Annotated in this window: 22 protein-coding genes; 15 read left to right on the forward strand and 7 right to left on the reverse strand. The window is 51.8% G+C overall.

From position 1 onward, the window contains the following. The first annotated feature begins 18 nt into the window (after positions 1 to 18). The 7 genes from FYZ48_RS20445 (at position 19) to FYZ48_RS20475 (ending at position 6,620) form a co-directional block, all read left to right on the forward strand. Entirely contained in the window at positions 19 to 1,062 is a 1,044-nt protein-coding gene (locus tag FYZ48_RS20445; protein ID WP_149343788.1) for a tetratricopeptide repeat protein, read from the forward strand. A gap of 164 nt (positions 1,063 to 1,226) precedes the next feature. Then, on the forward strand, positions 1,227 to 2,123 hold the full coding sequence (locus tag FYZ48_RS20450; RefSeq protein WP_145043945.1) for a MotA/TolQ/ExbB proton channel family protein: 897 nt from the start codon (positions 1,227 to 1,229) through the stop codon (positions 2,121 to 2,123). Between the two features lie 72 nt (positions 2,124 to 2,195). After that, positions 2,196 to 2,666, forward strand: a complete 471-nt coding sequence (locus FYZ48_RS20455) for an ExbD/TolR family protein (RefSeq protein ID WP_149343791.1) — start codon at positions 2,196 to 2,198, stop codon at positions 2,664 to 2,666. 56 nt (positions 2,667 to 2,722) lie between these two features. After that, positions 2,723 to 3,235: an ExbD/TolR family protein gene (locus FYZ48_RS20460; RefSeq protein ID WP_145442740.1), complete on the forward strand. Its 513-nt coding sequence runs from the start codon at positions 2,723 to 2,725 to the stop codon at positions 3,233 to 3,235. A 728-nt stretch (positions 3,236 to 3,963) separates the two neighbouring features. Further along, complete coding sequence (locus tag FYZ48_RS20465) at positions 3,964 to 4,977, forward strand: PIN/TRAM domain-containing protein (protein WP_145043950.1); 1,014 nt, start codon at positions 3,964 to 3,966, stop codon at positions 4,975 to 4,977. A gap of 24 nt (positions 4,978 to 5,001) precedes the next feature. Further along, on the forward strand, positions 5,002 to 5,418 hold the full coding sequence (locus FYZ48_RS20470) for a (deoxy)nucleoside triphosphate pyrophosphohydrolase (RefSeq protein WP_187782137.1): 417 nt from the start codon (positions 5,002 to 5,004) through the stop codon (positions 5,416 to 5,418). 140 nt (positions 5,419 to 5,558) lie between these two features. Further along, complete coding sequence (locus FYZ48_RS20475) at positions 5,559 to 6,620, forward strand: GNAT family N-acetyltransferase (RefSeq protein ID WP_149343800.1); 1,062 nt, start codon at positions 5,559 to 5,561, stop codon at positions 6,618 to 6,620. A 30-nt stretch (positions 6,621 to 6,650) separates the two neighbouring features. Here FYZ48_RS20475 and FYZ48_RS20480 read toward each other — a convergent pair whose 3' ends face one another. Together FYZ48_RS20480 and FYZ48_RS20485 are read right to left on the reverse strand one after the other, a co-directional pair. After that, positions 6,651 to 7,046 carry an outer membrane protein assembly factor BamB family protein gene (locus tag FYZ48_RS20480; protein ID WP_149343804.1) on the reverse strand — a complete coding sequence of 132 codons (396 nt, stop codon included), beginning with the start codon at positions 7,044 to 7,046 and terminating at the stop codon, positions 6,651 to 6,653. 79 nt (positions 7,047 to 7,125) lie between these two features. Beyond that, a complete protein-coding gene (locus tag FYZ48_RS20485) occupies positions 7,126 to 8,589 on the reverse strand; it encodes a tetratricopeptide repeat protein (protein ID WP_149343807.1) in 1,464 nt (487 codons plus the stop codon). A 207-nt stretch (positions 8,590 to 8,796) separates the two neighbouring features. Between FYZ48_RS20485 and ispG the strand changes: the two genes are divergently transcribed. Continuing rightward, the gene (ispG, locus tag FYZ48_RS20490) at positions 8,797 to 9,942 is read left to right on the forward strand and encodes a (E)-4-hydroxy-3-methylbut-2-enyl-diphosphate synthase (protein ID WP_149343811.1); all 1,146 of its coding nucleotides are present in this window, start codon (positions 8,797 to 8,799) and stop codon (positions 9,940 to 9,942) included. Between the two features lie 68 nt (positions 9,943 to 10,010). Continuing rightward, positions 10,011 to 11,570 carry a glucose-6-phosphate dehydrogenase gene (gene zwf / locus FYZ48_RS20495; protein WP_145043963.1) on the forward strand — a complete coding sequence of 520 codons (1,560 nt, stop codon included), beginning with the start codon at positions 10,011 to 10,013 and terminating at the stop codon, positions 11,568 to 11,570. 12 nt (positions 11,571 to 11,582) lie between these two features. Here zwf and FYZ48_RS20500 read toward each other — a convergent pair whose 3' ends face one another. From FYZ48_RS20500 to FYZ48_RS20510, 3 genes are all read right to left on the reverse strand, one after another. Then, a complete protein-coding gene (locus FYZ48_RS20500) occupies positions 11,583 to 12,008 on the reverse strand; it encodes a VanZ family protein (RefSeq protein ID WP_149343815.1) in 426 nt (141 codons plus the stop codon). Positions 12,009 to 12,076: 68 nt separating this feature from the next. Further along, positions 12,077 to 13,339 carry a pyridoxal phosphate-dependent aminotransferase gene (locus FYZ48_RS20505; protein ID WP_149343819.1) on the reverse strand — a complete coding sequence of 421 codons (1,263 nt, stop codon included), beginning with the start codon at positions 13,337 to 13,339 and terminating at the stop codon, positions 12,077 to 12,079. 128 nt (positions 13,340 to 13,467) lie between these two features. Beyond that, positions 13,468 to 14,214 (reverse strand): hypothetical protein, encoded by a 747-nt coding sequence (locus tag FYZ48_RS20510; RefSeq protein WP_242022724.1) that lies wholly within the window; start codon positions 14,212 to 14,214, stop codon positions 13,468 to 13,470. 96 nt (positions 14,215 to 14,310) lie between these two features. Here FYZ48_RS20510 and FYZ48_RS20515 point away from each other — a divergent pair, with 96 nt between their 5' ends. Then, the gene (locus tag FYZ48_RS20515) at positions 14,311 to 14,919 is read left to right on the forward strand and encodes a methylated-DNA--[protein]-cysteine S-methyltransferase (RefSeq protein ID WP_149343823.1); all 609 of its coding nucleotides are present in this window, start codon (positions 14,311 to 14,313) and stop codon (positions 14,917 to 14,919) included. A 30-nt stretch (positions 14,920 to 14,949) separates the two neighbouring features. Here FYZ48_RS20515 and FYZ48_RS20520 read toward each other — a convergent pair whose 3' ends face one another. Beyond that, on the reverse strand, positions 14,950 to 15,807 hold the full coding sequence (locus FYZ48_RS20520) for a hypothetical protein (RefSeq protein ID WP_149343827.1): 858 nt from the start codon (positions 15,805 to 15,807) through the stop codon (positions 14,950 to 14,952). A gap of 359 nt (positions 15,808 to 16,166) precedes the next feature. Between FYZ48_RS20520 and FYZ48_RS20525 the strand changes: the two genes are divergently transcribed. Beyond that, the gene (locus FYZ48_RS20525; RefSeq protein WP_149343830.1) at positions 16,167 to 17,045 is read left to right on the forward strand and encodes a YHS domain-containing protein; all 879 of its coding nucleotides are present in this window, start codon (positions 16,167 to 16,169) and stop codon (positions 17,043 to 17,045) included. A gap of 139 nt (positions 17,046 to 17,184) precedes the next feature. Here FYZ48_RS20525 and FYZ48_RS20530 read toward each other — a convergent pair whose 3' ends face one another. Continuing rightward, a complete protein-coding gene (locus tag FYZ48_RS20530) occupies positions 17,185 to 17,997 on the reverse strand; it encodes a DUF255 domain-containing protein (protein ID WP_149343832.1) in 813 nt (270 codons plus the stop codon). A gap of 592 nt (positions 17,998 to 18,589) precedes the next feature. Between FYZ48_RS20530 and FYZ48_RS20535 the strand changes: the two genes are divergently transcribed. The 4 genes from FYZ48_RS20535 (at position 18,590) to FYZ48_RS20550 (ending at position 22,135) form a co-directional block, all read left to right on the forward strand. After that, a complete protein-coding gene (locus FYZ48_RS20535) occupies positions 18,590 to 19,117 on the forward strand; it encodes a hypothetical protein (protein WP_149343834.1) in 528 nt (175 codons plus the stop codon). A gap of 126 nt (positions 19,118 to 19,243) precedes the next feature. Next, complete coding sequence (gene bufB / locus FYZ48_RS20540; protein WP_149343836.1) at positions 19,244 to 20,167, forward strand: MNIO family bufferin maturase; 924 nt, start codon at positions 19,244 to 19,246, stop codon at positions 20,165 to 20,167. Further along, the gene (locus FYZ48_RS20545; RefSeq protein WP_149343839.1) at positions 20,164 to 21,045 is read left to right on the forward strand and encodes an HvfC/BufC family peptide modification chaperone; all 882 of its coding nucleotides are present in this window, start codon (positions 20,164 to 20,166) and stop codon (positions 21,043 to 21,045) included. Before bufB ends, FYZ48_RS20545 begins: the two co-directional genes overlap by 4 nt. Before the next feature lie 352 nt (positions 21,046 to 21,397). Continuing rightward, positions 21,398 to 22,135 (forward strand): peptidoglycan recognition protein family protein, encoded by a 738-nt coding sequence (locus FYZ48_RS20550; RefSeq protein WP_232104928.1) that lies wholly within the window; start codon positions 21,398 to 21,400, stop codon positions 22,133 to 22,135. The last annotated feature ends 21 nt before the right edge of the window (positions 22,136 to 22,156 follow it).

Raw genomic sequence — 22,156 nt, forward strand, 5'->3', positions numbered from 1 at the left:
TTGGGGAGTAATCAACTTATGAAACGTTCCATCTGTTTCAGTTTGATGGCGTTAGCAGGCTCACTGCTCTGGGGCACCGCATCCGCGTCTGCCGCAGATACCGTTTATACTAATTCAGGCAGTCCGCAGCTGGGTGATGTCAGTGGCTACACCAAGACGGAACTGTCACTCAAACGCGGTTCGACCACCGAAAAGGTTCCCGCGAACGATATCGAACGGATTCGCTGGGACGGGGAACCGCCGCAGCTGAATATCGCCCGTAACCAGGAACAGAACGGCAACTATACTGAAGCCCTGGCTGAATACAAAAAAGCCGAGTCTGGCGCAAGCGAGAATCTGAAGAAGAACCTGCAGTTCATGATCGCCCGGGCCAGCCTGAAAAAAGCCCAGTCCAATGCTGCCGAGTTGGACAACGCGATTAAACTGCTCGACGCTTTTATCAAAGCCAATCCCGATCACTTCCGCTATTACCCCGCGGAGAAGCTCCTCGGGGAAGCCTATCTGGCCAAAAAAGATTATGCCAATGCGAACACTGCCTTTGGAAAAGTAGAACGGTCTCCCTGGAAAGACTACCAGATGGATGCCAAAAATATGAAGGCGCGCGTCATGCTGGCCCAGGGGAACACCAAAGGTGCTCTGGACGCTTTCAATGCCGTCGCCAAAATGGATGGCAAATCCGAAGGAGAACTGGCCAGCAAACGGGCCGCTCAACTGGGTAGCGCCTTATGTCTGGAAAAAGAGGGGAAACCCAAAGAAGCGATCCAGCTGCTGGATGACATGATCAAGAATGTCAATTCTCAGCAGAAAGCCCTGCTGGCAGAAGCTTACATCAAAAAAGGTGACTGTTACCAGGCACTGGGTGAGTCCAAAGAGGCTCTGATTGCCTATCTGCATGTCGACGTCCTGTTCCCGTCTGAACCTGGTCTGCATGCGGAAGCGCTGTACCACCTCTCCAATCTCTGGGGAAAAGTTCAGAAGCCAGAGCGGGGTGCGGAAGCACGAGCCGTCCTGCAGCAGCAGTATCCGGACAGCGAATGGTCGCAAAAAGCCTCAGGAAGCTAATATTCGTTACGAATGTCAGTTTGCTGGCAAGAAACCACATGTCTACCCTTTACAAGCCAAATTTGGCCAATAAATAATAACGACCACAAGCATTTACGACTTCCAGGTACAAAAACGAAATATCCACGATTAACACTCCTTTCAGTAGACCGGAGAACACAACGATGATGATGGGGAATTCCTTGGAACGGAATCAGACTTCACTGACTTACCGCAGCCTGAGCCTGTTTTTACTGTTAGCCGTCCTGATGACACCGCTGGGGCTGACTGCCCGCAGCTTTGCTTACCAGGATGAAGCTGCTCCTGCCGGTGAAGCACCTGCCGCTAACGAAGCCCCCGCTGGTGAAGCACCCGCGGCTGGAGAAGCCCCTGCTGGCGAAGCACCTGCAGCCGGTGGAGCTCAGCCTGCTGCCAACGGTGCCGCACCTGCTGCTGCCTCTGAAAGCTTCCTGTCCTGGATGATTCGTGCTTCCGGTTTCTTCGGTCTGATCCTGTTGCTGCTGTCCTTCCTGATGGTTGCCTTGATCATGGCAAACGTACTTTCGATTCGTCGCGACAACCTGATGCCACCGGATCTGATCGGTGCCTTCGAAGAAAAGCTGAATAACAAAGATTACCAGGGAGCCTTCGAACTGGCTAAAAGCGATGACTCATTCGTCGCTCGCGTACTGGCAGCGGGCCTGAGCAAACTTAACCAGGGTTACTCGGAAGCCGTCGAAGGGATGCAGGAAGTCGGTGAAGACGAAAACATGGCCATGGAACACAAGCTGAGCTACCTGGCTCTGATTGGTGCTATCGCTCCGATGATCGGGCTGATGGGTACAGTTTATGGTATGATTTTGAGCTTCCAGACCATCGCTAACTCAGCAACTTCCCCCAAACCTTCCGAACTGGCTGACGGTATTTCAACCGCATTGTTCACCACACTGGAAGGTCTGACCGTTGCGATTCCCGCGATGATTTTCTACAGCCTGTTGCGAAACCGGGTTGCCCGCTTCTCACTGGAAGTCGGCATGATCAGCGAAAGCCTGATGAACCGTTTCTCTTCCAGCAGTAAATAAACCGCTAATTTCCAGCAGAGTCACTGTCTCTTAAACTGAGCAGTGACTTCTGTCGGAGAAAAGAGTGAACCGATGAAAATCAAATCAAAGAAGCCGGCTGTGGCTGACGTTGACATGACCCCCATGATCGACATCGTCTTTCAGCTCATTGCATTCTTCATGGTGATTACCAACTTCGAGCAGATCCAGGCAGACGAACGGGTGAAACTCCCTTCCGACTCCCTGGCCAAACCGCCCGAAGTCAAAGCCGCTGATGAACTGGTTCTGAACATCGGCTTCGACCGAAACACACAGGGCGAAATCACCGACCCCGAAGCTTATATCTTTTATAATGGCGAACAGATCCCGGTACTGAAATTCGGTGCCAAACTGGAACAGGAAGCCCGAATCTACAAGCAGAAGAATCAGGACCCTAAAGACGTGCCTGTGATTCTACGAGCCGATGCACTTGTTAAAACGGGTCTGATTCAGGATTTGATCAAGCTCGCCCAGGAGAATGGTTTCACCAAGTTTGCCTTCAAGGCGACGCAGAAGATTCAATAACGCTATCTTTCAACGCATCAATGCATGCGAGTATTCAATAACAGGAACAGGTTCCTATGAAGTTACGCAGCTCAGGCCGGGAAGCAGAAAAAATCGAGCCCCAGATGGCGCCGATGATTGACGTGGTTTTCCAGCTGTTGATCTTCTTCATGCTGACGCTGAACATTGTTGAACCCGAAGGGGATTTCAACGTCAACATGCCAATCACGGACAGTAATACTCCGGCTGAAGACCCGAATATTTTCCCGGATATCAAAGTTCGCCTGGTCGCCAATGAAGATGGCTCACTGAATACGATCCGTCTGGGTCAGGTCAATCTGGGGAACGGTCCCAATGTGTTTGCCGGACTGAATCACGAGATTCTGAAGATCATCGGCAAACCAGGCAACCCGATCACCAAAGATATGGAAGTCGAAATCGAAGCCGACTACAACCTGCATTACGAATACACCCTGAAGGCCGTCAGTGCCTGCACAGGACGACTCGATTCTTCGGGCAAGCATATCATCCGTTACATTGAGAAGATCAAATTTGCCCCTCCCGTGGGTGGTCCCACTGCGGGCAGTTAAGCAGAGATTAATCCTCATAAATGCTTGCAGAAATTCATATCTGTGAGCATTTTTTCATTGGTGGCGACTCTCTTTTTTAATGACACCAATGTCCAACTAAAGCCACACCTGAAATTCATCCGGGAAACGGTTCCAACCGAATCTTTTTCAGTGGCAGGTGACCAGGGGTTTGGCTATAGTGTACGATCATCCTTAACCCGTAATACGGGCGTAAGGTTTATAATAACAGCTTGATCTATGCCGGCCCACCAGCCGGAAACAAGCTGCAGCATGTTGTGTGTTTGGGAGATCACACAATGATTTTGTTGCCTCGGTATCTGTTACCGGGATGCCTGTTGAAGAACTTATTTTGGTTTCTACAAAATTTGATGAAGGAAGTGACGAGGTCCTGCATTGAAAATGAACCAGCACCAACCGGCCCATTCACGAACAGATTGCACCCCTCAGGACAGGGATCTTCTACGAGATCCTTCCCACCGGATGCGTTCTTCAGACGAGTTGATTAATCATCTGCATTGATTCAACCACTCTGATCACCGACTCAAAATCATTCCCAAACTCTCTGGATGTCTTACACCCGTTTCAGAGTTCAGGAATGTTTCTGGATCTCCACCCCAGGCTGTCGAACAGTCCCCGGATGTGGAAGTATGCGATGCGTGTCAGCGTTCAGGAGTCATAGGGAACAACTAACTAGAAGTTTGCCTTATACCTGAAGTGACCTAATACCAATGTTGTTAATCAGTATTCGAGTGCTCTACGCCTTTGTCTGTGCGGGAGCCATCGCGACGTACGTCAGCTCTAACCCGCCCAGCCCCGTGGATCAGTATCCCCTGATCGCGTTTGTGCTGCTCATGATGTTGACCCAGGGCGTCACCTGCCTGGACCTGCTCATCAGCCAGAAGCGTATCGAGGTGATGTCTGCCATTTACTTCGGCCTGCTGGTCGGCGTTCTGCTCAGCTATCTGCTGATCCAGGCATTAAGCCCGGTAATTTCCAAAACGCCCTGGGGGGAAGGTGTGGTGATGATCTCGACGCTGACGCTCCCCTACCTGTGTATATCGTTTCTCTTACAGACCAAGGACGATTTCCGTTTCATCGTGCCTTACGTTGAGTTCTCACGAGAACTGAAGGGGGGCCGTCCCCTGGTGCTGGACAGTAGCGCCCTGATTGATGGTCGTATTGCCGACGTTGTGGAAACCAAGATCCTTGACTCGGAAATGGTAGTTCCTGACTTCATCCTGAAAGAGGTTCAGGATATTGCCGACAGCAGCGACAAAGTCCGGCGTGTCCGGGGCCGCCGCGGCCTGGATATTCTTTCTACTTTACAGAATAACCCGAACGTCGATATCTCGATGTACGACGCCAAGGAGACGGAAAAGGAAAAGGGACTCACCGTCGATCAACGACTGGTTGTAGCAGCGAAAAAACTGGGGGGAAGAGTTGTGACTAACGACTTCAACCTCAACAAGGTTGCCAGTGTGCAGGGGGTCGATGTCATCAACCTGAACGATGTCGCCAATTCGCTGAAGCCGCGTTATCTGCCCGGGGAACACATCCAGTTGAAGATCATCAAGGAAGGGGAATCCCAGGGCCAGGGTGTCGGTTACCTTGACGACGGAACGATGGTGGTCTGCGAACAGGCCAATCACCTGGTGGGACGCGACGTGGATGCCGTGGTAACCAGTGTGCTGCAGAGCAGTGCCGGCCGCATGATCTTTGGCCGTGTCACCGAAAGCCGCTAACCCCATTCACAGCGGATGTCTGTTATGAATGAGCGCAAAACGAACCGGATCGGAATTGCCGTTGTGGAACACCAGCGGCAATTCCTGATCGGTGTACGTGATCACTCGACAACTCTCGCAGGGCATCATGAGTTTCCAGGGGGAAAATGTGAACCCGGGGAAGCCCCGGATGTCTGCGCCGCCCGAGAGTGTCTTGAAGAGACGGGGCTTTCTGTTCGCCCCGCGGAGGAGCTGCTCTACGTCGAACACGCATACGATCATGCAGACGTGTTGTTGCATTTCTGGTTATGTCATCCGGAACCTGCTGCACCCGCTCATTTGCTCACAGAAGACCTGAAAGGGTTCCGCTGGATCCCGGCTGAGGAACTGCCCGCCTTAAATTTTCCCGCCGCAAATGCGCCGCTGATCGATCTGCTGATCAACGCCTACGTCCGCAGTTGACAACACCTGAATGTTTGCCTCGCAAGCGGTATTCAGCCCGTCAGATCCGATTTGACAAGGGCGTTCCGTGGCCTAAACTTCAGAGTCGTATTTAAACACCTCAATGGTATTAATCCCTATCTGAAGCGGGCTGGAATAGAATGGGCTATTCAATCACTCAGGCACAACCGAGTGACGATCAGGAAGAACTGATTTCCCTGATTAATCGGAATTTTGATAAAAATGATTCCCAGTGGTTCGACTGGTCGCATCGACAGAATCCCTTCGGGCAAAACTACTGCTGGCTCGCCCGGGAAGAAGCAGCCGGGAAGTTGATCGGTTCTACGGGGCTGCTCAGCCGACGTATGAATTATCAGGGAGAGCCTCTGTATTTTGGTCAGGCCGAGGCGATTAACATTGATCCCGAACATCGCTCTGCCCAGGCTGCCATCAAGTTGCAACGGGCCCTGGTTTCGCATCTTCCGGAAACCGACTTCAAGTTCGTGTACGGTATGACGGAAACCGCCGCTGCCGTTTTCCAGCGTTGTCGCTACAAAAAAATCGGCACCTTCCAACACTGGGTAATGCCACTGCGAAGCGAGTATAAGCTCAAAAATAGAATCTCGAACCCGCTAATAAGAAAAGGAGCAGCCACCTTTATTGATCTGGGGCTGCGTCTCTATTCACTGGAGTCTCGAACGTTCCTGTCACCGCGGCTCAACACTAATTTTGAAGCCCCCTTCGATGAACGTTTTCATGATCTGTTCACTCAGCATTCACAGGATTTGATCACAGTAGAACGGACGCGTGAATTTCTGGAATGGCGTTTCTGCCAGGAGCCTTCTTCCCGATTCCAGATTATGACACTGGAAAACAGAGATCAGGAACTGCTGGGATACATCGTGTACGTGATCGGCGAGACAGGCAGAAACGGAGACCACGCTGCCGGGATTCAGGACTTCTTCTACAAAGATGAATCTGTTCTTAAAACAATGCTGGCTGCTTTTATTCAGCAGTGCCGACAGATCGGGATGGACTCGATCGTCATGAATTTTTTCGGTCGACAGGAAATCGGAAAGCTGTTATCGCGATTCGGATTTTTCCAACGCAAGTCGGCGACTCAGGTCTTCGTATATCAGAACCCTCAGTTCTCTGATTTACAGATGGATACGATCCTTGACCCGGAACACTGGCATCTGACCAACGCCGAGTTGCTGTCTTAATCAGTCACAGTCTTAGCAGTCACAAACTGGTTATTGTGCATTATTGTTCCGCCTGCGCTGTTCGCGGGCTCGCATTTCGGCGGCCCCGGCTGAGTTGGTATGGTTACCTGCAGTCGCCAGGGTGGGGATACCATAACCGAAGCCTTTGAGGCCATTGAACCAGAGCTGATTCCCATTGAAGGGATCGAGACAGTAAGTGTATCCATCAATGGAGACAAACAGCTGTTCTTCATCCACCATGACCGCAACATAGCCGGAGCGTCCTTTAGGCGCTTTCCAGCTCCAGATCAGAGCACCGGTGTCTCGGTCTAATGCCAGAACACGCGAGTTGAATCCGAGGAAGAGCAGATCGTTGATCTCGTAAGAGTCGGTTCTGCGTGGTCTCTGCTCTGAGAACGCATTGTCATCCAGAAATCCGCCACTCATGGGAACAGTTCCTGATTGAGTTGTGAAACAGGTCTGGCTCCCGATTTTCTGCCGTTGTCGAAGCCACTCTGAGAACGGATTAATCGATGGGACGGATCACGGGTTTTGCAGCCGTTTTCTCTTTATTCAGTTTTTCCGGTCCCAGGGAAGGATCGATGGCAACCGCACGTTCGAAGTCTTCCGCCGCCAGTTTATGTTTGCCCTGCTTCTTGTAATTTTCAGAGCGTTTCAGATATGCCTGGGCAACGACTTCGTCAATCCGGCGGGCACGTTCAAAATCGCGCAAAGCATGATCGAGATCGCCCCGTTGCATGAAAGCATCGCCGCGGACTGAGTAAGCCTCGGGATTCGGCTGGATTTTGATGGAACGCGAACATTCCTGAATACAACGATCCAGCTCTTTCTCTTCAAGATAGAGTGCGCCCCGAATCAGGTAACCGCGGCCGGTATCCTGGGTCAGTTCGACGATCTTCGCGTAATCCTGCATGGCAGATTCACGTTCTTCTGAAGCGAGAAAGAACTGTGCCCGTTCCAGCAGCAACTCGGTATTTTCCGGATCCTTAACCAGCTGATCATTTATGGCAGCCAGCTGCTGTAACCAGACCAGTTTCTGTTTGTCCGCGTCTGCTTTTTTCTGGTCACCCGCTGACTCATACGCCGTCATCCGTTGACGATAGAACTTCTGGTTCTGTGGGCTGAGTTCAATTGCCTTTGTGAAATCGGCAATCGCCTTGTCGTATTTTTCCTGCTTCTGCCAGGCCAGTCCCCGGTTATCATAAGCGTTCAGATACTTCGGGTTTTCCTGAATGACTTTGTTTAAGATCTTAATCGCCTCATCACCTTCGCCCAGATTCATCAGTGTGAATCCCAGGTTGTTCATGGCGTCCAGGCTATCCGGTTTGATCTTGAGCACCTGTTCGAAATCAGCACGGGCTTCCTTGAGCTTGCCAGACGTCGCGAAGAGCAGCCCACGGTTATTGTAAGCATGGTGACTATCGGGCTTGAGTTCGATCGCTTTGGTGAAATCGTTCAGCGCGAGCTGTCCGCCGCCCCGGGTCATAAAAAACAGTGCCCGTGTGTAATAATACTGGGCAACGCCAGGCTGCATGTCGATGGCTTTGGTCAAGTCCACGATGGCGTTGGCGTCCTGCTTCAGGTCTGCCCAGGCGCTGCCTCGATGGAAATAGTATTTGGCGACCTGGGGATTCAGCGTAATGGCCGAGTTGAGTACCCGCGTCGCATCAGGCAGCTTGCCCTGTTTAATCAAGGCACGTGCCTGCAGGAACAGCTCTTCCGCTTTCTTCTGAGCGGCCTGATCGACAGACGCCTGCTGTGCCACAGGTTCAGAGGTTGATGGTGTCTCGACTGGCTTCGCACTGGCCTCCGGTTTCACGGCGGCGGTGTCCTGCTGCGCAGGCTGCTTTTGCTCCACGGATTGTGCTTTATCTGATTTAACTGCTTGCTGTGCAGCTGGTTGCGACTCAGCACCACATCCACTAACCAGATAGAAACCGACCAGCATCCCTGCAATCTGACGCTTCATTTTTGCTATCACCTACTTTGTGTATCCATACCTGTTGCATAAAATGCAATTAATCCTGCGAAGGCTTGTAAATCGACATTGAAAATCTGTCAATCCCAATTGATTTTCCGCCATTTTCATGAATGGACGTCGTGCCCCCGATCTTTTACAATCCGGGGACTACAATCCTGTCTTGAACTTTGATTTAACCTTAAAGGAACCTGTCACTTGCAGTTACCACGTAACCCGACCAGAGAAGTGAAAATTGGCTCAGCTGTCATCGGCAACGCGAATCCGATCGCCGTCCAGAGTATGACAGCGACCAAGACCAGCAACATCGATGCCACTGTTGCCCAGATTCACTCCCTGGAAGAGGCAGGGGCGGACATCGTGCGTGTGGCCGTCGATAATCGTCGCGAAGCAGCCGCCCTGATCGAAATTCGCAAGCAGACGACGGTTCCCATCAGCGTGGACCTGCAGGAGAACTACCGTCTGGCGGAAGTCATAGCCCCATACGTGAATAAACTCCGCTACAATCCGGGGCACCTGTATCACCACGAACCGGAAAAACCCTGGCAGGATAAAGTCCGCTTCATTGCCGAAATTGCCCGCGACAATGATTGTGCACTCCGCGTCGGAGTCAACTGTGGCTCGGTCGACCCTGCCAAGCTGGAAAAGTACGATCCTGCAGACTCGATTTCTCCGATGCTGGAAAGCGCCCTGGATCACTGTACGTTTCTGGAATCGATCGACTTCACACGCTTCTGTGTCTCTCTGAAAGATTCGGATCCCGCGAAAGTCGTCGAAGTTAATACTCGTTTCGCTGCTCAGCGACCCGATATCCCGCTGCACCTGGGTGTTACCGAAGCCGGCATGCCTCCCGACGGGGTCATCAAGACACGCATGGCCTTCGAGCAGTTGATCAGCAAAGGGATCGGCGACACGATTCGCGTTTCGCTAACTGTCCCCAATGACCGCAAGGGGGAAGAAATCGAAGCCGGCCGCGCGATTCTGAAAGACATCGCGGAAGGCCGGGTACGAACGGTCGTCGACTTTGATCTGAAGGGGCTGAACATCATCAGCTGCCCCAGTTGCTCCCGGGTAGAGAATGAAGTTTTCGTCGACCTGGCGGCTGACGTCAAGAAGATGACCGAGTACGCCAAAGACCACAAGCTGACGATTGCCGTGATGGGCTGTCGCGTAAATGGACCGGGCGAAACCGATGATGCCGACCTGGGACTCTGGTGTGGTCCGAATTATGTGAATCTCAAAAAAGGGAGTGAATCTCTGGGACGCTACTCCTATGATGAGATTCTGCCGCGACTCAAAAGCGAACTGGATGCCCTGATTGAAGAACAGACGGCCCAGATTTAAACTCAACGCGCGCGACACATATTGCTCATTTTTCCAATCTTTCTTCCCGGAAGGCATGAACGTCCATCATGGCCAATTCAAACTCTTCGAACGATCTGACCACCGCAACCATTCTTATCTTCGGAGCCTCAGGCGATTTGACCGCCCGTAAGTTAATTCCATCACTCTATGATCTGTGGAGTGAAGGTTACCTCTGTGAAAATCTGCCGATCATTGGTCTGGCACGTCGCTCCAAGACGGATGAAGAGTTCCGCAACGAGCAGCGCGACACCGTCTCACAGTTCACCCGCACCGGGACAGTCACCGATGAAAAATGGGAACAGTTTTCGAAACGGCTCTACTACCGGGAAGTCGATATCACAGACGAGAGCGATCACGTCCACCTCAAGGACACGATCGAAGCGGTCGAACGGGAAACTTTAGGGGACACGATTTCGAAGCGGGTTGCCTACCTGGCCACGGCTCCCTCACTGTTTCACCCGTCTGTGCAGGCACTCTCCCGCGCAGGGATGGTTCCCAAAAATACGAGCGAAGAGTGGTTGCGGGTCGTCATTGAAAAACCATTCGGTCACGATCTGGAATCGGCCCAGGAGCTCAGTACCCAGTTAAGCGAACTGCTCAGCGAAGATCAGATCTACCGCATCGACCATTACCTGGGTAAAGAGACCGTACAGAACATTCTGCTCTTCCGGTTGAGTAACTCGATCTTTGAACCTCTCCTGAACCGTAATCATGTCGACCACGTCCAGATCACCGTAGCGGAGTCACAGGGGATCGAGCATGGCCGGGGCGGCTATTACGATCGCTCGGGAGCCCTGCGGGATGTGTTACAGAATCACGTGCTGCAACTGCTCTGTCTGATCGCCATGGAACCGCCGGCTCTGTTCAGCGGCGAAGAAATTCGCGATGAAAAACTGAAAGTGTTAAAAACGCTGGCCCCCGGATCGAAAGGCCCGATCTCCGATTGGGCGATTGCCGGTCAATACACGGCCGGCCAGTCATTCGGACAGGCTGTTCCCGGTTACCGTGAAGAAGAACGAGTTCCCGCCGACTCCCGTCGGGAAACATTCGTAGCGATGGAAGTCATGGTTGAGAACTGGCGTTGGGAAGGGGTTCCCTTCTATCTACGCACCGGCAAACGACTGCCGGAGCGGGTCAGTGAAATTGCCATCCAGTTCAAACACCCGCCCATGAATCTGTTTACGACCGTTGAATGTGATGGCGACATCTGTTCGCTGGTCGAACGCAAGCCGAACGAACTGATCTTCCGCATTCAGCCCAAAGAGTCGATCTCGATGAAGTTTTCAACGAAGCGGCCCGGGATGCAGTATCAGATCCAGCCGGTCACCATGGACTTTGCCTTTGAAGACGCCTATCACAAAAGTCTGCCCGAAGCATACGAGCGACTGCTAATGGACGTTCTCCGCGGGGACTCCACGCTGTTTACCCGTAGCGATGAGCTGGAGGCTGCCTGGAAATTCGTCACACCCGTGCTCGACCAGTGGGAGAAAGGTGATCATACACCGGAACCTTATTATGCAGGTACCTGGGGCCCCTCAGGGGCAACAAACCTGCTGAGCAAATCCGGCCGACACTGGCGAACCCCTTCTACCAGCAAGAAGGAATAAGCAGACTTATCGTTAATCCGCAGAGTCAGTCTGCTCTGACTCCTGCGGTCCCGCTAACTTTTGCTTCAGTACCTGCAGTGGCTTTGAGAGCAGCAGGTACAGTACGACTCCCAGGGCGGCTCCCAGCGTATCGGCAACCCAGTCCTTGATGCTCGGTTCCCGCTTTAATACCGGTATGCCCTGTAAGAGCTCATCAACAATCCCAAACAGGCTCACGCCCACTACGATCAACAGCAGACGCTTCAGGGACAGTCGATCCCAGCGCAGTGACAGCCACCAGGTCAGCAGAAACGCCAGCCCTGCGTAAGCGATAAAATGCAGAGGCACATCGGTTCCCTGGGGGATCGTCCCTTTTTTCAAAGGGACGTGCGTCGCGGTAAACAGCACCATCAAGTATAGAATCAGCAGCGTACGAATCAAAAGTTGATAACGATGCATCACTTCCCTGCCCAATCGAGTGTCAACTGTTACCGAATCCCCTGCAGACAGATCATCCTCATCTGGAATCAAACCCGGTAGGGAGTTTTCTGTCGTGCTTCCGGATGTGCTTCCAGATAGCTGGCGATTCGATCTTTGCGGGAGAGCGCTTCCGGAATGAAGTCAATGGCCTGTTCCAGACGATCATTGGGTTCCGCACAGCTGAACCGCAGGAATCCATGACCGGCTTCGCCGAAACATTCGCCTCCCAGACAGGCGATACCGAAATCATCATCGGCGCCCTGCAACAGATAGAGAGCCAGACCATGGCTGGTGATTCCCAGTTCGTTACAGACGGGAGCAACGTTTACGAATACGTAAAATGTGGCATGGGGATCGAGGGCATGAAAATGTTCGATCTCATTCAGCTTGTTGGTCAGAAGTACGACTTTTTCTCGGAACTTCAACATAACCTCATCGCGTTCCTGCGAATCCTTGTTCAGCGCTGCTGCCCCCGCCAACTGTACGATGGGGGGAGTACAGGAGAGGGTGGTATTGACCATTTTGCCGATGGAGGTCGCGACCTCTTCTGAAGCGACACAGAACCCAAGCCGCCAGCCACTCATGCTGTAAGACTTTGAAAAGGTGTAAGCAGACACACACTGATCCAGCATTCCAGGCTGTGCCAGGATGGAATGATGTTTACCCTGCCAGACCATATGACAGTAAGGCTCATCGCTGAAGACGGCAATGTTCTTGCCACGAATCAGGTCGGCAATCGCTTTCAGATCGGACTCCTGAATCACGCCGCCGGTAGGATTGTGAGGTGAGTTCAGGAAGATCGCTTTGGGAGCAGGGTCTTCATTGATGAATTTCTCAATGTCAGCCAGATCGGGTCGGAACTCATTCTCCTGCTTCAGGTCGGAGAGTACCATCCGCGCGCCGCGGCGTTCAATGTTTGGCAGATAGGTCGGGAAGTAGGGGCTGAAAACGAGTACGCCGTCCCCGGGGTTCAGAAAAGCTTCACAGAAGAACTGTTCGAAGACCTTGGCACCAGGTCCGACAACAATATTTTCCGGCTTGGCATCAACCTGGAACTCACGAGAGACGAAATCGGCAGCCGCCTGACGGAACTCGGGAATCCCCGGAGAGGCACAATAATGCGACTGGTTATTCTGAATGGCTTCAATTCCGGTGGCCTTCGCGGAAGCGGTACTGTCAAAGGGGCTGTCTCCCACTTCCAGTTCCACAACATCTTTGCCTTGCGCTTTGAGTTGTTTCGCAATTGCCAGAACACTGAAGGCGGTTTCCACGGTAAGAGACTGAGCAAAATCACTTAATTGTAAAGCCACGAAAGAATCCCCTTTGAGGTTGAAGTTATTCCGGAAGTGTTCTCAATGCTGACTACTTTAAAGGGGTCGCCCGATTTTTGAAACTGGTTCGGCCCCCATTCTCTGAAACTGACTTTATTTCACGCGCGTTATTTCGTTGAGATCGCCTGTGCCAGCGGACGCAGAACCTGGTCGATCACATAGTCTTTCATCAACTGATCCGATTTGGCTTTCAGATCATACATCGTGTCTTCCAGCCGGGTGTCTGCCGACAGGCTGCCGTACTGCCTGAGGGTAAAGAACACCGAGATCTGTTCGTCGGGAAAATCGTCACGGCGGACCTGGTAGGCGTTCGTACGGGTTTCGATCATCAGGCGTGCCTGGCAGCGACAGGAGTCATCCAGGCTGAGGGTAATCGAAGGTTCATAATTCAATGCCCGGGAACCGGGAATCTGTAACAGGCTGTCCACGGCCTGATTTGCTCCCAGCGCTTCCGCGACGAGTGCGTCGTGATTTCCCCGATAGGAAAAATCAAAGCCGACAATATAGTCGAGTGCCTCACAGTCGAGCGGACTGACTGACAGCATATAGGGCACAAGCTCCAGCATAAGCTGATGTTGAGTGAGGCAGTCATCCGGGTCATTGGGATTGAAATAGCCACTACAGACCCGTTGCGATTCCAGGGACATCCACCGCTGCTGACCGACCTCTTCCTTATCTTCTTCCAGAATGAAGCCGTTTTCGCCCCGGTTATAAAAATTGCGCATCGAGGGAAACGATTTCTGCACCCGCTCAAAAAAATTCAGTACCGTATCCCGCGAGGAAGGCAGCGTCATTTCCGTGCATAAATTCAGGTTCACGAAATAATCGTTGGACAGCATACTGTAAGGGTGCATAATCGTTCTATCATCTTGTATATTAGCAGCACGAGCCCGGTCAGGGTTCGAGATTCAGAAGCGCAACAATCAGCCTATTCTACCGGAGGTTTTCAGATGGGTCAAAGAACAGTTGCTGATCCGCAGGGAGTTCGCAGTAGCGAACAGAAAACCAGTGTTGGTCAGTCATCTCCCCTGAAATGCTCCCTGTTTACCACCGAAACAGGCTGGTGTGGACTGTTGGGGAGGGATAACACGGTAACCCGACTCTGGATGGGACACCATTCCCGCGCTGATGCACAGGAATCACTGCAAAAATTCTGCGAGCAAAATCCTGAGCTCAAAGAGGAACAAATCGAAGAAGCCGACTGGTTTCCAGAGCTACGGGAGCGACTGCAGGATTATTTTCAGGGAGCCCGGGTTGATTTTCAGGACATCGCTCTGAACCTGCCTCCGCTGACCGCATTCCAGTCTCGAGTCATCCAGGCTCTGCAGCAGGTCGGCTACGGAGAGTTAATCACTTACGGAGAGTTGGCCAGCAAAGCAGGCTCACCACGGGCCGCTCGCGCGGTAGGAACGGTGATGGCCGGGAATCGAATTCCAGTGCTGATCCCCTGTCACAGAGTTGTTGCTGCGGGAGGAAAACTGGGAGGCTTCTCTGCACCACAGGGGACTTCGCTGAAAGCGCACCTGCTGCAACTCGAATCCCGGGGATTTATTGAGTAAGTTCTCACCAGGGAACTGGCAGCTCTCGTCTCAGGCGGACTTTCGCAGTTCTGCTGATCTGTCTGATGCTGAACGGGAGCGAGATGCTGCGGTTCGTTTTTTGCGTTCGGCTTCCTGCTGCTGATCGAGCATGGCCTGCTCAAACAGAAAGATCCGCTGCCCCAGGCGATCGATCCGCCGGGTGACGGAATTCGAGGTTTGTTCCATGCCTGCAGAGACGAGCGTTATGACTCCCAGAAAGAGCAGCATCTGTCCGGCAGTGCTGATCAACCAGCCGGTAGAAGCATAGTTGGCTGGTCCACCATAATACCCCCAGAGCACGAGTGTCGTTCCAATCGTCAAGACTGCCACGCCGCCATAGGCCATCAGCTGACCGACCAGTCCCAGCCAGTTCGGCTTCTGATCTTCTTCTTCGATCAGGCTCTGGATATCGCGAAAATCGGAATGCAGGCGCGGTGTTACTCGCTCGTATTCTTCTTCGACTTCTTCTGTGTTGTACGCTTCCGTTTCTGAAGTTTCGTCTGTCCAGCTGCTTGAGTCATCCTGTGCAAAAGCGGGTTCACTCTTCGGAGCCGCAACGGGGACTTCCTTCACCTGCGGTGGTTCTGCTACCGGTGGTTTCGAATTTTCGTGCGGCTTCTGTTCTGTGGAAGCAAATAACGAAGAAGCAGCCTGCACGCGTGATTCGGCTTTTGTCAGCGGCCCGTAGGGGTCCAGAATATCGCGATTCGACCAGCGCGCCAGCAGTTCGCGGGCTTCTTTGGTTTTATCACTGATTCGAGCTGCGGCCGTACTTCCCATGTCATTTCCACAGATCGCGCAATGGATCCGCGTGGAATCGGAAGAGACTTCGGCAGCCACATCTGACTGGCAACTTGTGCACCACATAAGGCACCTGGTTTTGATAACTGAATAACTGGAGAGGACTTGAGAGTTCGCTGAAATGCTCTGTAGATGGGAGAGAGACAGGGATTATCAATACTTGGCCATTTGATGCAAGACCGTTTTTTATTCCCAGCGCTGAGCACTAACAGATCGTGACCACAGTTCACTTCGAGGATAGAAAATTATTCAGAGTGTGAGATACACCACAGATTGAACCCGGACCGCCTGTAATACTGAGGCTGTGATTCACCTGTTGTGATTCAAAACATGCCACGAGGGGACCGACTGACACAGCCGCCCCCTGGTTCGAACCATGGCCCAACCTAAAAACGTCTGTTCGAGTTATTTTTCAGGAGAAACGAATGAATCTGGTCCGCGTATTTTTAACGGCAGCATTTCTGGCATCAACTGTCATGCTCAGCCATGCCGTGGAAGCCAAAGAAGCTCCCGTTGCATTAGATGGAAACTGTGCCGTCTGTCTGGTGAATGGAAAGAAAATTGTCAAAGGGAAACCGGAATTCAAGGTGGTCTTCGATGACCAGACTTATCTTTTTCCATCTGAAAAAGTGAAACAGGAATTCGAGGCGAGCCCCGAAAAGTATGTGCCGGCACTCAAGGGTGACTGCACCGTCTGTTATGCCCATCATGATGGTCATCGCAATCCGGGAACCGTCGATCACATCAGCTTTTACCAGGGACGCGTCTTTCTGTTCCCCAACGAACAGATCAAAGCTGTATTTGATAAAGCGCCTGCAAAATACTCAGACGTCGATCTGGCCTGTGACGGAAAATGCATCGTCTGCAAGGTCGATGGTGGAAAAGATGTGCCGGGTAAAGCGAAGTTTACCGCCATCCATAAAGGCATGCGTTATCAGTTTCCCAGCGAAGCTGTTATGCAGAAATTCCAGGCAAGTCCTGATAAATATATTTCCCAGCTCAAAGCTGACACCAGCACCAGCAGCACCACGGATGCTGCATCACAGCTCGTCTCTGTCACTGGAACCACCGGTTGTGCCGCCTGTCAGTTTGGCGTACATCCTAAACAGGATCCCGGTGAACTGGGTCTCGCCGTTAAAAGCGAGGATGGAAAAATCTATGTGATCGAAGGTGCTCACAAATCTCATCCCAGCCTGTATGACAGCCGTTTTGAGAGCTTGAAGGTCAAAGTCAAAGGTAAAGAAATTGCATCTAAAGGCAATTTCGTCTGGCTCGATCCTCAATCAATTGAAACCGTGAAATAAGCGAAGCAACAAAAAAACAGCCTGAGACCAGTTTGGTTTCAGGCTGTCTGAATACATTGATTATTGGCAACACCTGGCAGCGTCTGTTCTTCCTCTCTCTTCCAACCTGAGTTGAAGAAAGCTGTCAGGTGTTTTTTAATTACCGGGCCAGGTAATAAGAGGGATTTGATGTAAAGCGTTCCCGCTCTGCATCACTGGAGAAGAACACCAGACGTTCCCGATAGACGCCCCCTGCGTAGGGATCACCTTCGACAGATTGATTTCGTTCCAGTTTCGATACACGACACTGTCCATCGAAAGCCGGCCAGTATTCCATCGGGTTCGCATCAAACTTCTGTTTGTGTTCAAGAGAAGCGAAGCAGAGCTTACGTCCTTTGAATTCCGAAGTGAACTGGGCATTCCCTTCCCGCAGTTCCTGGTCGTCGAGCATGCTGACCAGACAGACCCCTTTGAAAGCAAACTCGGGAGCCACTTCCTTCTGGCTCATTTTCTTGATTTCTGCTGTCTGGGCTTTCTCAGGAGCAGCCTGCTCATGATTCACCAGGCAGATTTTCTGCAAGTGTCCCGACATTTCGCGGGCAGCCACATAACCTGACAGCTTTTTGACCACCTTCAGCTCAGGGGAAATGATGACCGTGGTAGGCAGACCGGCGACACCGATGGCTTCGACGAATTCCGGATTTTCATCCGCATCCACGCGGAGTGGAATGAAACAGGAATTGATGTGCTTAATCACCTTCTGATCTTTGAAGGTTTCCTTATCCATTTTATGACAGTAGCCACACCAGCTGGCTCCAATCTGAATGAACATCGATTTGTCCTGAGCGCGGGCCTGCAGGGCAGCCTGCTTCAGGTTGGTTTGCCAGCTGATTTCATCCGCTCTTAAGGCGGGAGTGAAAGACTGAATAAAAACAAAACTTAATGTCAGAACGAGTAAGTTCCTGGCGCGCATAACAATCCCTTATGAAAGTAGCCCAAAAATTCCTGCACGCTTTACATATCGGACAGATTTGATGATTCGTTCAGTTTGCAGGATTATTCTGGATCAGATTTTTGTAATTGATTTGAGGTTTAGAACGATTCGTAAGCTCAGATAAACACTGAGGATAACGCAGGGGATTTATCCCCCCCAGTTTCACAGTGCGACCGCTTTTGCAGGGTAGGTTGTGTCGGTAGTTTTTTCAGAGTTATCAACATACTTCATACGTAAAGTATTCAGATTTTATTGGATAATTTTGTCATAAATCCGTCTGTGATGAAGATCGTCTTTCTGTCCGTCAGGGACTGTAAAACAGCTTACAAAAGCAGTTCCAGCAGGCAGGACTTGCCTGTGACTTGAATACTCAAACTCTGAAATTCATGGAGTTTACAGCGCAGATTATAAGAGCAGGAGAAGGGGGATTTTTCTTTGATTTCCCGTATCCGCAGTTTAAATTCAGAGTCAAATGTGAGATAACTCACAGAACAATTGAGGAGCGGGTTTTAGTCTTAACTCCTTGTCTGAAATTTCATTCTTTCCTGCGATAGAAACGTTGAGGTATTCCATGAAACGCCCTGATCTCAATCGACGTGATTTTAATCGAATGACACTCGCCGCCTTTGGTGGGATGGTCGCTGGCTCGATGACGGGTTGTCAGCCGAAATCAGATCCAGCTCCTCAGACTCCAGAAGCCGGTAGTTCGACTTCTGAGGGTCACGATGATCACGACCACGATCATGCCGATGATGCAGGAGCGGCAAAGGGAAATAAAGATGTCAGCCTGCTGATGAAAGAGCCACACGTCTGTCGTGGACTGAATACCTGCAAAGGAACTAACGCAGGCATTAAAAATGACTGTGCTGGCCTGGGTGCCTGTGCTTCTGTCGCCGAGCATGCCTGCTCTGGTCAGAATGAGTGCAAAGGCCAGGGTGGCTGTGGCACCAACCCCGGTATGAATTCCTGTAAAGGAAAAGGGGGCTGTCATATTCCGCTGATGGAAGGTGCCTGGAAACTGGCCCGCGCTGAATTCGAAAAAGCGATGGAAAAAGCCGGCAAGAAAGTCGGTCCCGCTCCAGAACCTAAAAAAGAGTAATCTCGCATAAAGTAAAATTCGACAGGCTCCTGATCCAGCACATTGGATCAGGAGCCTGTTTTTTGAGCCAGATCACCACACTGTAAACACAACAGCACCCGGGAAATCGCTCAGAGGGAAAGACGAATGACAGAGCCGCGTCTTGGACATGAAAATCTCGGACTGGGAGTCGGTCTGCGGACCGTTCACTTCTCACACATTCTGGAACATCAGCCGCAAGTCGACTGGTTCGAAATCATTTCCGAAAACTTCATGGATTCACAGGGACGCCCCCGCCACGTTCTGGAGCAGATTGCAGAGCGCTACCCGATCGTCATGCATGGGGTCTCCCTCTCAATCGGCAGCACCGATCCCCTCAATCGGGACTATCTCCATAAACTGAAAACACTGGCCAACTCAGTTAATGCCCGCTGGATTTCAGACCATGTCTGCTGGACGGGAGTGGCAGGTCGGAACACCCACGACCTCCTGCCGATTCCCTACACTGAAGCGACGCTGACGCATATCGTCGAACGGATTCGTACTGTTCAGGAGATTCTTGAACGGCCCCTGATCCTCGAAAATCCGAGCAGCTATCTCGAGTTTCAAGATTCGACCATGAGTGAGTGTGAATTTATCTGTCGCATGGCGGAAGAAGCCGATTGTGGACTGCTGCTGGATGTCAATAACGTCTATGTCTCGAGCGTGAATCATGAATTTGATCCCGTCTCTTACGTAGAGTCAATTCCAGCAGAACGCGTCGTGCAGTGTCACCTGGCGGGCCACACGAACTGTGGCACGCATCTGATTGATACTCACAACGGCCATGTGGTGAATCCGGTCTGGAACCTGTTTCAATTGCTACATCACCGTACGGGAGGCGTGGCAACACTGCTGGAATGGGACGCTGACATTCCCCCTTTCCCGACCGTGCACGCGGAAGTCTTAAAAGCCCGGCAATACATGGATGAAAACCTGGTCATCCCAGCGCAGGATTCCCCGGAAAGTGGGTCTATCCAGTCTGAGGCAATCCCGCATCCGGCTTCATTTATCGCGGCAGAATTCGAATGAGTCAGCAACCACGCCATCTGGATCAGATTCAGCGCTGGATGCAGGCCGTAATTACCTGGCCGGGAGAAATCCAGGACGGAATTGCTTCAGAGGATGCGCAGTCTGCGATCCCTCTCAACCCTGATGAACTGGAAACCCTGATTACCCGCTCCAGTCAATTGACCAGTCAGGAACGAATCGGAATCTATGCCAACGCCTATTATGCCCGGTTACTGGAATGCCTGAGTGAGGAATACCCGGCACTAGTCGCGGTTCTGGGAGAGACCGCATTTGGGGCTTTCTGTATGCAATATCTGCAGTCATGTCCCTCAACCAGTTATACCCTGGGGGACCTGGGCGCCCAGTTCCCTGAATTCCTCTCAGAAAACAGACCGGCTCGGGAACAGACAGACGAACCGGACTGGACCGTTTTCCTCGTGGAAGTCGCAACGCTGGAGCGACTTTACAGCGAAGTCTTCGATGGACCGGGCATCGAGCAGACGCCCCTGTTGACGCCGGAAAAACTGAACTCCCTCTCTCCCGAAGAGTTACCAGAACTGAAACTGCAGTTAGCACCCTGCTTCCGTCTGTGCCGGTTCCACTATCCTGTGCACGAATTCATTACCTCTGTCCGGAAGGCAGAAGAGCCAGCCATTCCGGCCCCCCAGACCACCTGGCTGGCGATCACCCGCCGCAACTTTATTGTCCGACGCGAGAGCATTTCCGAGCCTGAATACTTACTGCTTTCACAATTGCAGGACGGACGGAGAATCGGAGAAGCGATCGCCGTGCTGATAGAAGCAAAACTGCTGGATCCGGAAGATCTCGTCGCTCATCTGCACGAGTGGTTTCGCCACTGGACTGCCGCGGCGTTCATCATTGGATTTACTACTGAGTAAGCGGAGCAACTGCTGATCATAGAGCGGATTTCCGGGACTTGAGACGAAATCAAGCGAATTCAATTTTTGCTTCAAAATCGCGCCTGTTGAAAAGAATGGACAATTTAGATAGTCTGGCAAAAGATTTAGTGCTCAAAATCAAGGGAATATCGGCTTCGCAGACAGATACAAATCAACGAATCAGTATGTATTGTCGTCTGACAGGTCCCCGCCTCAAAGCACCCGCGTGCCCCGCATTGACACAAAAACGGCTCGGAATTACAGTCCCGACTTATAAAAATTACACACGGAAAATTCTTTAGCTTATTTTCAAGAAATAATCAGCAGCGGGGCTGTCAGGGAGGGCAGCAATATGAAGGGCATCATCATGTGTTGTGTTGCAATGTTGCCAGCCTTTGAAATCGCGGGGTGTACGCAACGAAACTCCCTGCCTCCTGTGACTATTAATTCCCCCGCTCCCATGCCAGCCCCTCAATACCCGGCTCAAGCAGCAAAGCCAGCTCCCACCGGGCCCCTGTTTACTACGCCTCCGACGATTGCAATCGAACCGTCCAACCCCTGGAAACCTGAAGCAGAGGTGCGTGACTGGGAATATATTGTCATCCATCACACCGCGTCGTCATCAGGCAGTGTCGAAAGCATTCACGAACTGCATAGCAAGAAAAAGGATAAATCCGGTAATTCCTGGCTGGGAATCGGATATCACTTCGTGATTGGCAATGGCAACGGTATGCCCGACGGAGAGATCGAATCCACCTTCCGCTGGCGTGAGCAGATGCATGGTGCTCATGCGGGAAATAATGCCTACAACCAGAAAGGGATCGGGATTTGTCTGGTTGGAAATTTTGAAAATGAACCTCCCACAGACGCACAAATGGCGGCTGTGAAGAAGCTCGTGGGAGTACTCAAAGCGGAATACAATATCTCCAGCCAGAACGTACAGGGACACCGCGATGTGAAAGCGACCGCCTGCCCGGGGAAATACTTCCCTATGAGCGAAGTCGCCTCCGCCGTTGATCTGCCTGTGCTGGGATCAACGTCCCCACCTGAACCTACGAAAAAACCTGAGATCGAACTGGCTCAGGAATAGGCCTACCAGACAACCCCACAT

The sequence above is a fragment of the Gimesia chilikensis genome, assembly GCF_008329715.1.
Classification (GTDB): Bacteria; Planctomycetota; Planctomycetia; order Planctomycetales; family Planctomycetaceae; genus Gimesia; species Gimesia chilikensis.

Bases quoted from the DNA above. Each gene is read 5' to 3' on its own strand.
- FYZ48_RS20445 (WP_149343788.1), top strand. From the start codon at position 19: ATGAAACGTTCCATCTGTTTCAGTTTGATGGCGTTAGCAGGCTCACTG.
- FYZ48_RS20450 (WP_145043945.1), top strand. From the start codon at position 1,227: ATGATGATGGGGAATTCCTTGGAACGGAATCAGACTTCACTGACTTAC.
- FYZ48_RS20455 (WP_149343791.1), top strand. From the start codon at position 2,196: ATGAAAATCAAATCAAAGAAGCCGGCTGTGGCTGACGTTGACATGACC.
- FYZ48_RS20460 (WP_145442740.1), top strand. From the start codon at position 2,723: ATGAAGTTACGCAGCTCAGGCCGGGAAGCAGAAAAAATCGAGCCCCAG.
- FYZ48_RS20465 (WP_145043950.1), top strand. From the start codon at position 3,964: ATGTTGTTAATCAGTATTCGAGTGCTCTACGCCTTTGTCTGTGCGGGA.
- FYZ48_RS20470 (WP_187782137.1), top strand. From the start codon at position 5,002: ATGAATGAGCGCAAAACGAACCGGATCGGAATTGCCGTTGTGGAACAC.
- FYZ48_RS20475 (WP_149343800.1), top strand. From the start codon at position 5,559: ATGGGCTATTCAATCACTCAGGCACAACCGAGTGACGATCAGGAAGAA.
- FYZ48_RS20480 (WP_149343804.1), bottom strand. From the start codon at position 7,046: ATGAGTGGCGGATTTCTGGATGACAATGCGTTCTCAGAGCAGAGACCA.
- FYZ48_RS20485 (WP_149343807.1), bottom strand. From the start codon at position 8,589: ATGAAGCGTCAGATTGCAGGGATGCTGGTCGGTTTCTATCTGGTTAGT.
- zwf (WP_145043963.1), top strand. From the start codon at position 10,011: ATGGCCAATTCAAACTCTTCGAACGATCTGACCACCGCAACCATTCTT.
- FYZ48_RS20500 (WP_149343815.1), bottom strand. From the start codon at position 12,008: ATGCATCGTTATCAACTTTTGATTCGTACGCTGCTGATTCTATACTTG.
- FYZ48_RS20510 (WP_242022724.1), bottom strand. From the start codon at position 14,214: ATGCACCCTTACAGTATGCTGTCCAACGATTATTTCGTGAACCTGAAT.
- FYZ48_RS20515 (WP_149343823.1), top strand. From the start codon at position 14,311: ATGGGTCAAAGAACAGTTGCTGATCCGCAGGGAGTTCGCAGTAGCGAA.
- FYZ48_RS20520 (WP_149343827.1), bottom strand. From the start codon at position 15,807: ATGTGGTGCACAAGTTGCCAGTCAGATGTGGCTGCCGAAGTCTCTTCC.
- FYZ48_RS20525 (WP_149343830.1), top strand. From the start codon at position 16,167: ATGAATCTGGTCCGCGTATTTTTAACGGCAGCATTTCTGGCATCAACT.
- FYZ48_RS20530 (WP_149343832.1), bottom strand. From the start codon at position 17,997: ATGCGCGCCAGGAACTTACTCGTTCTGACATTAAGTTTTGTTTTTATT.
- FYZ48_RS20535 (WP_149343834.1), top strand. From the start codon at position 18,590: ATGAAACGCCCTGATCTCAATCGACGTGATTTTAATCGAATGACACTC.
- bufB (WP_149343836.1), top strand. From the start codon at position 19,244: ATGACAGAGCCGCGTCTTGGACATGAAAATCTCGGACTGGGAGTCGGT.
- FYZ48_RS20545 (WP_149343839.1), top strand. From the start codon at position 20,164: ATGAGTCAGCAACCACGCCATCTGGATCAGATTCAGCGCTGGATGCAG.
- FYZ48_RS20550 (WP_232104928.1), top strand. From the start codon at position 21,398: ATGAAGGGCATCATCATGTGTTGTGTTGCAATGTTGCCAGCCTTTGAA.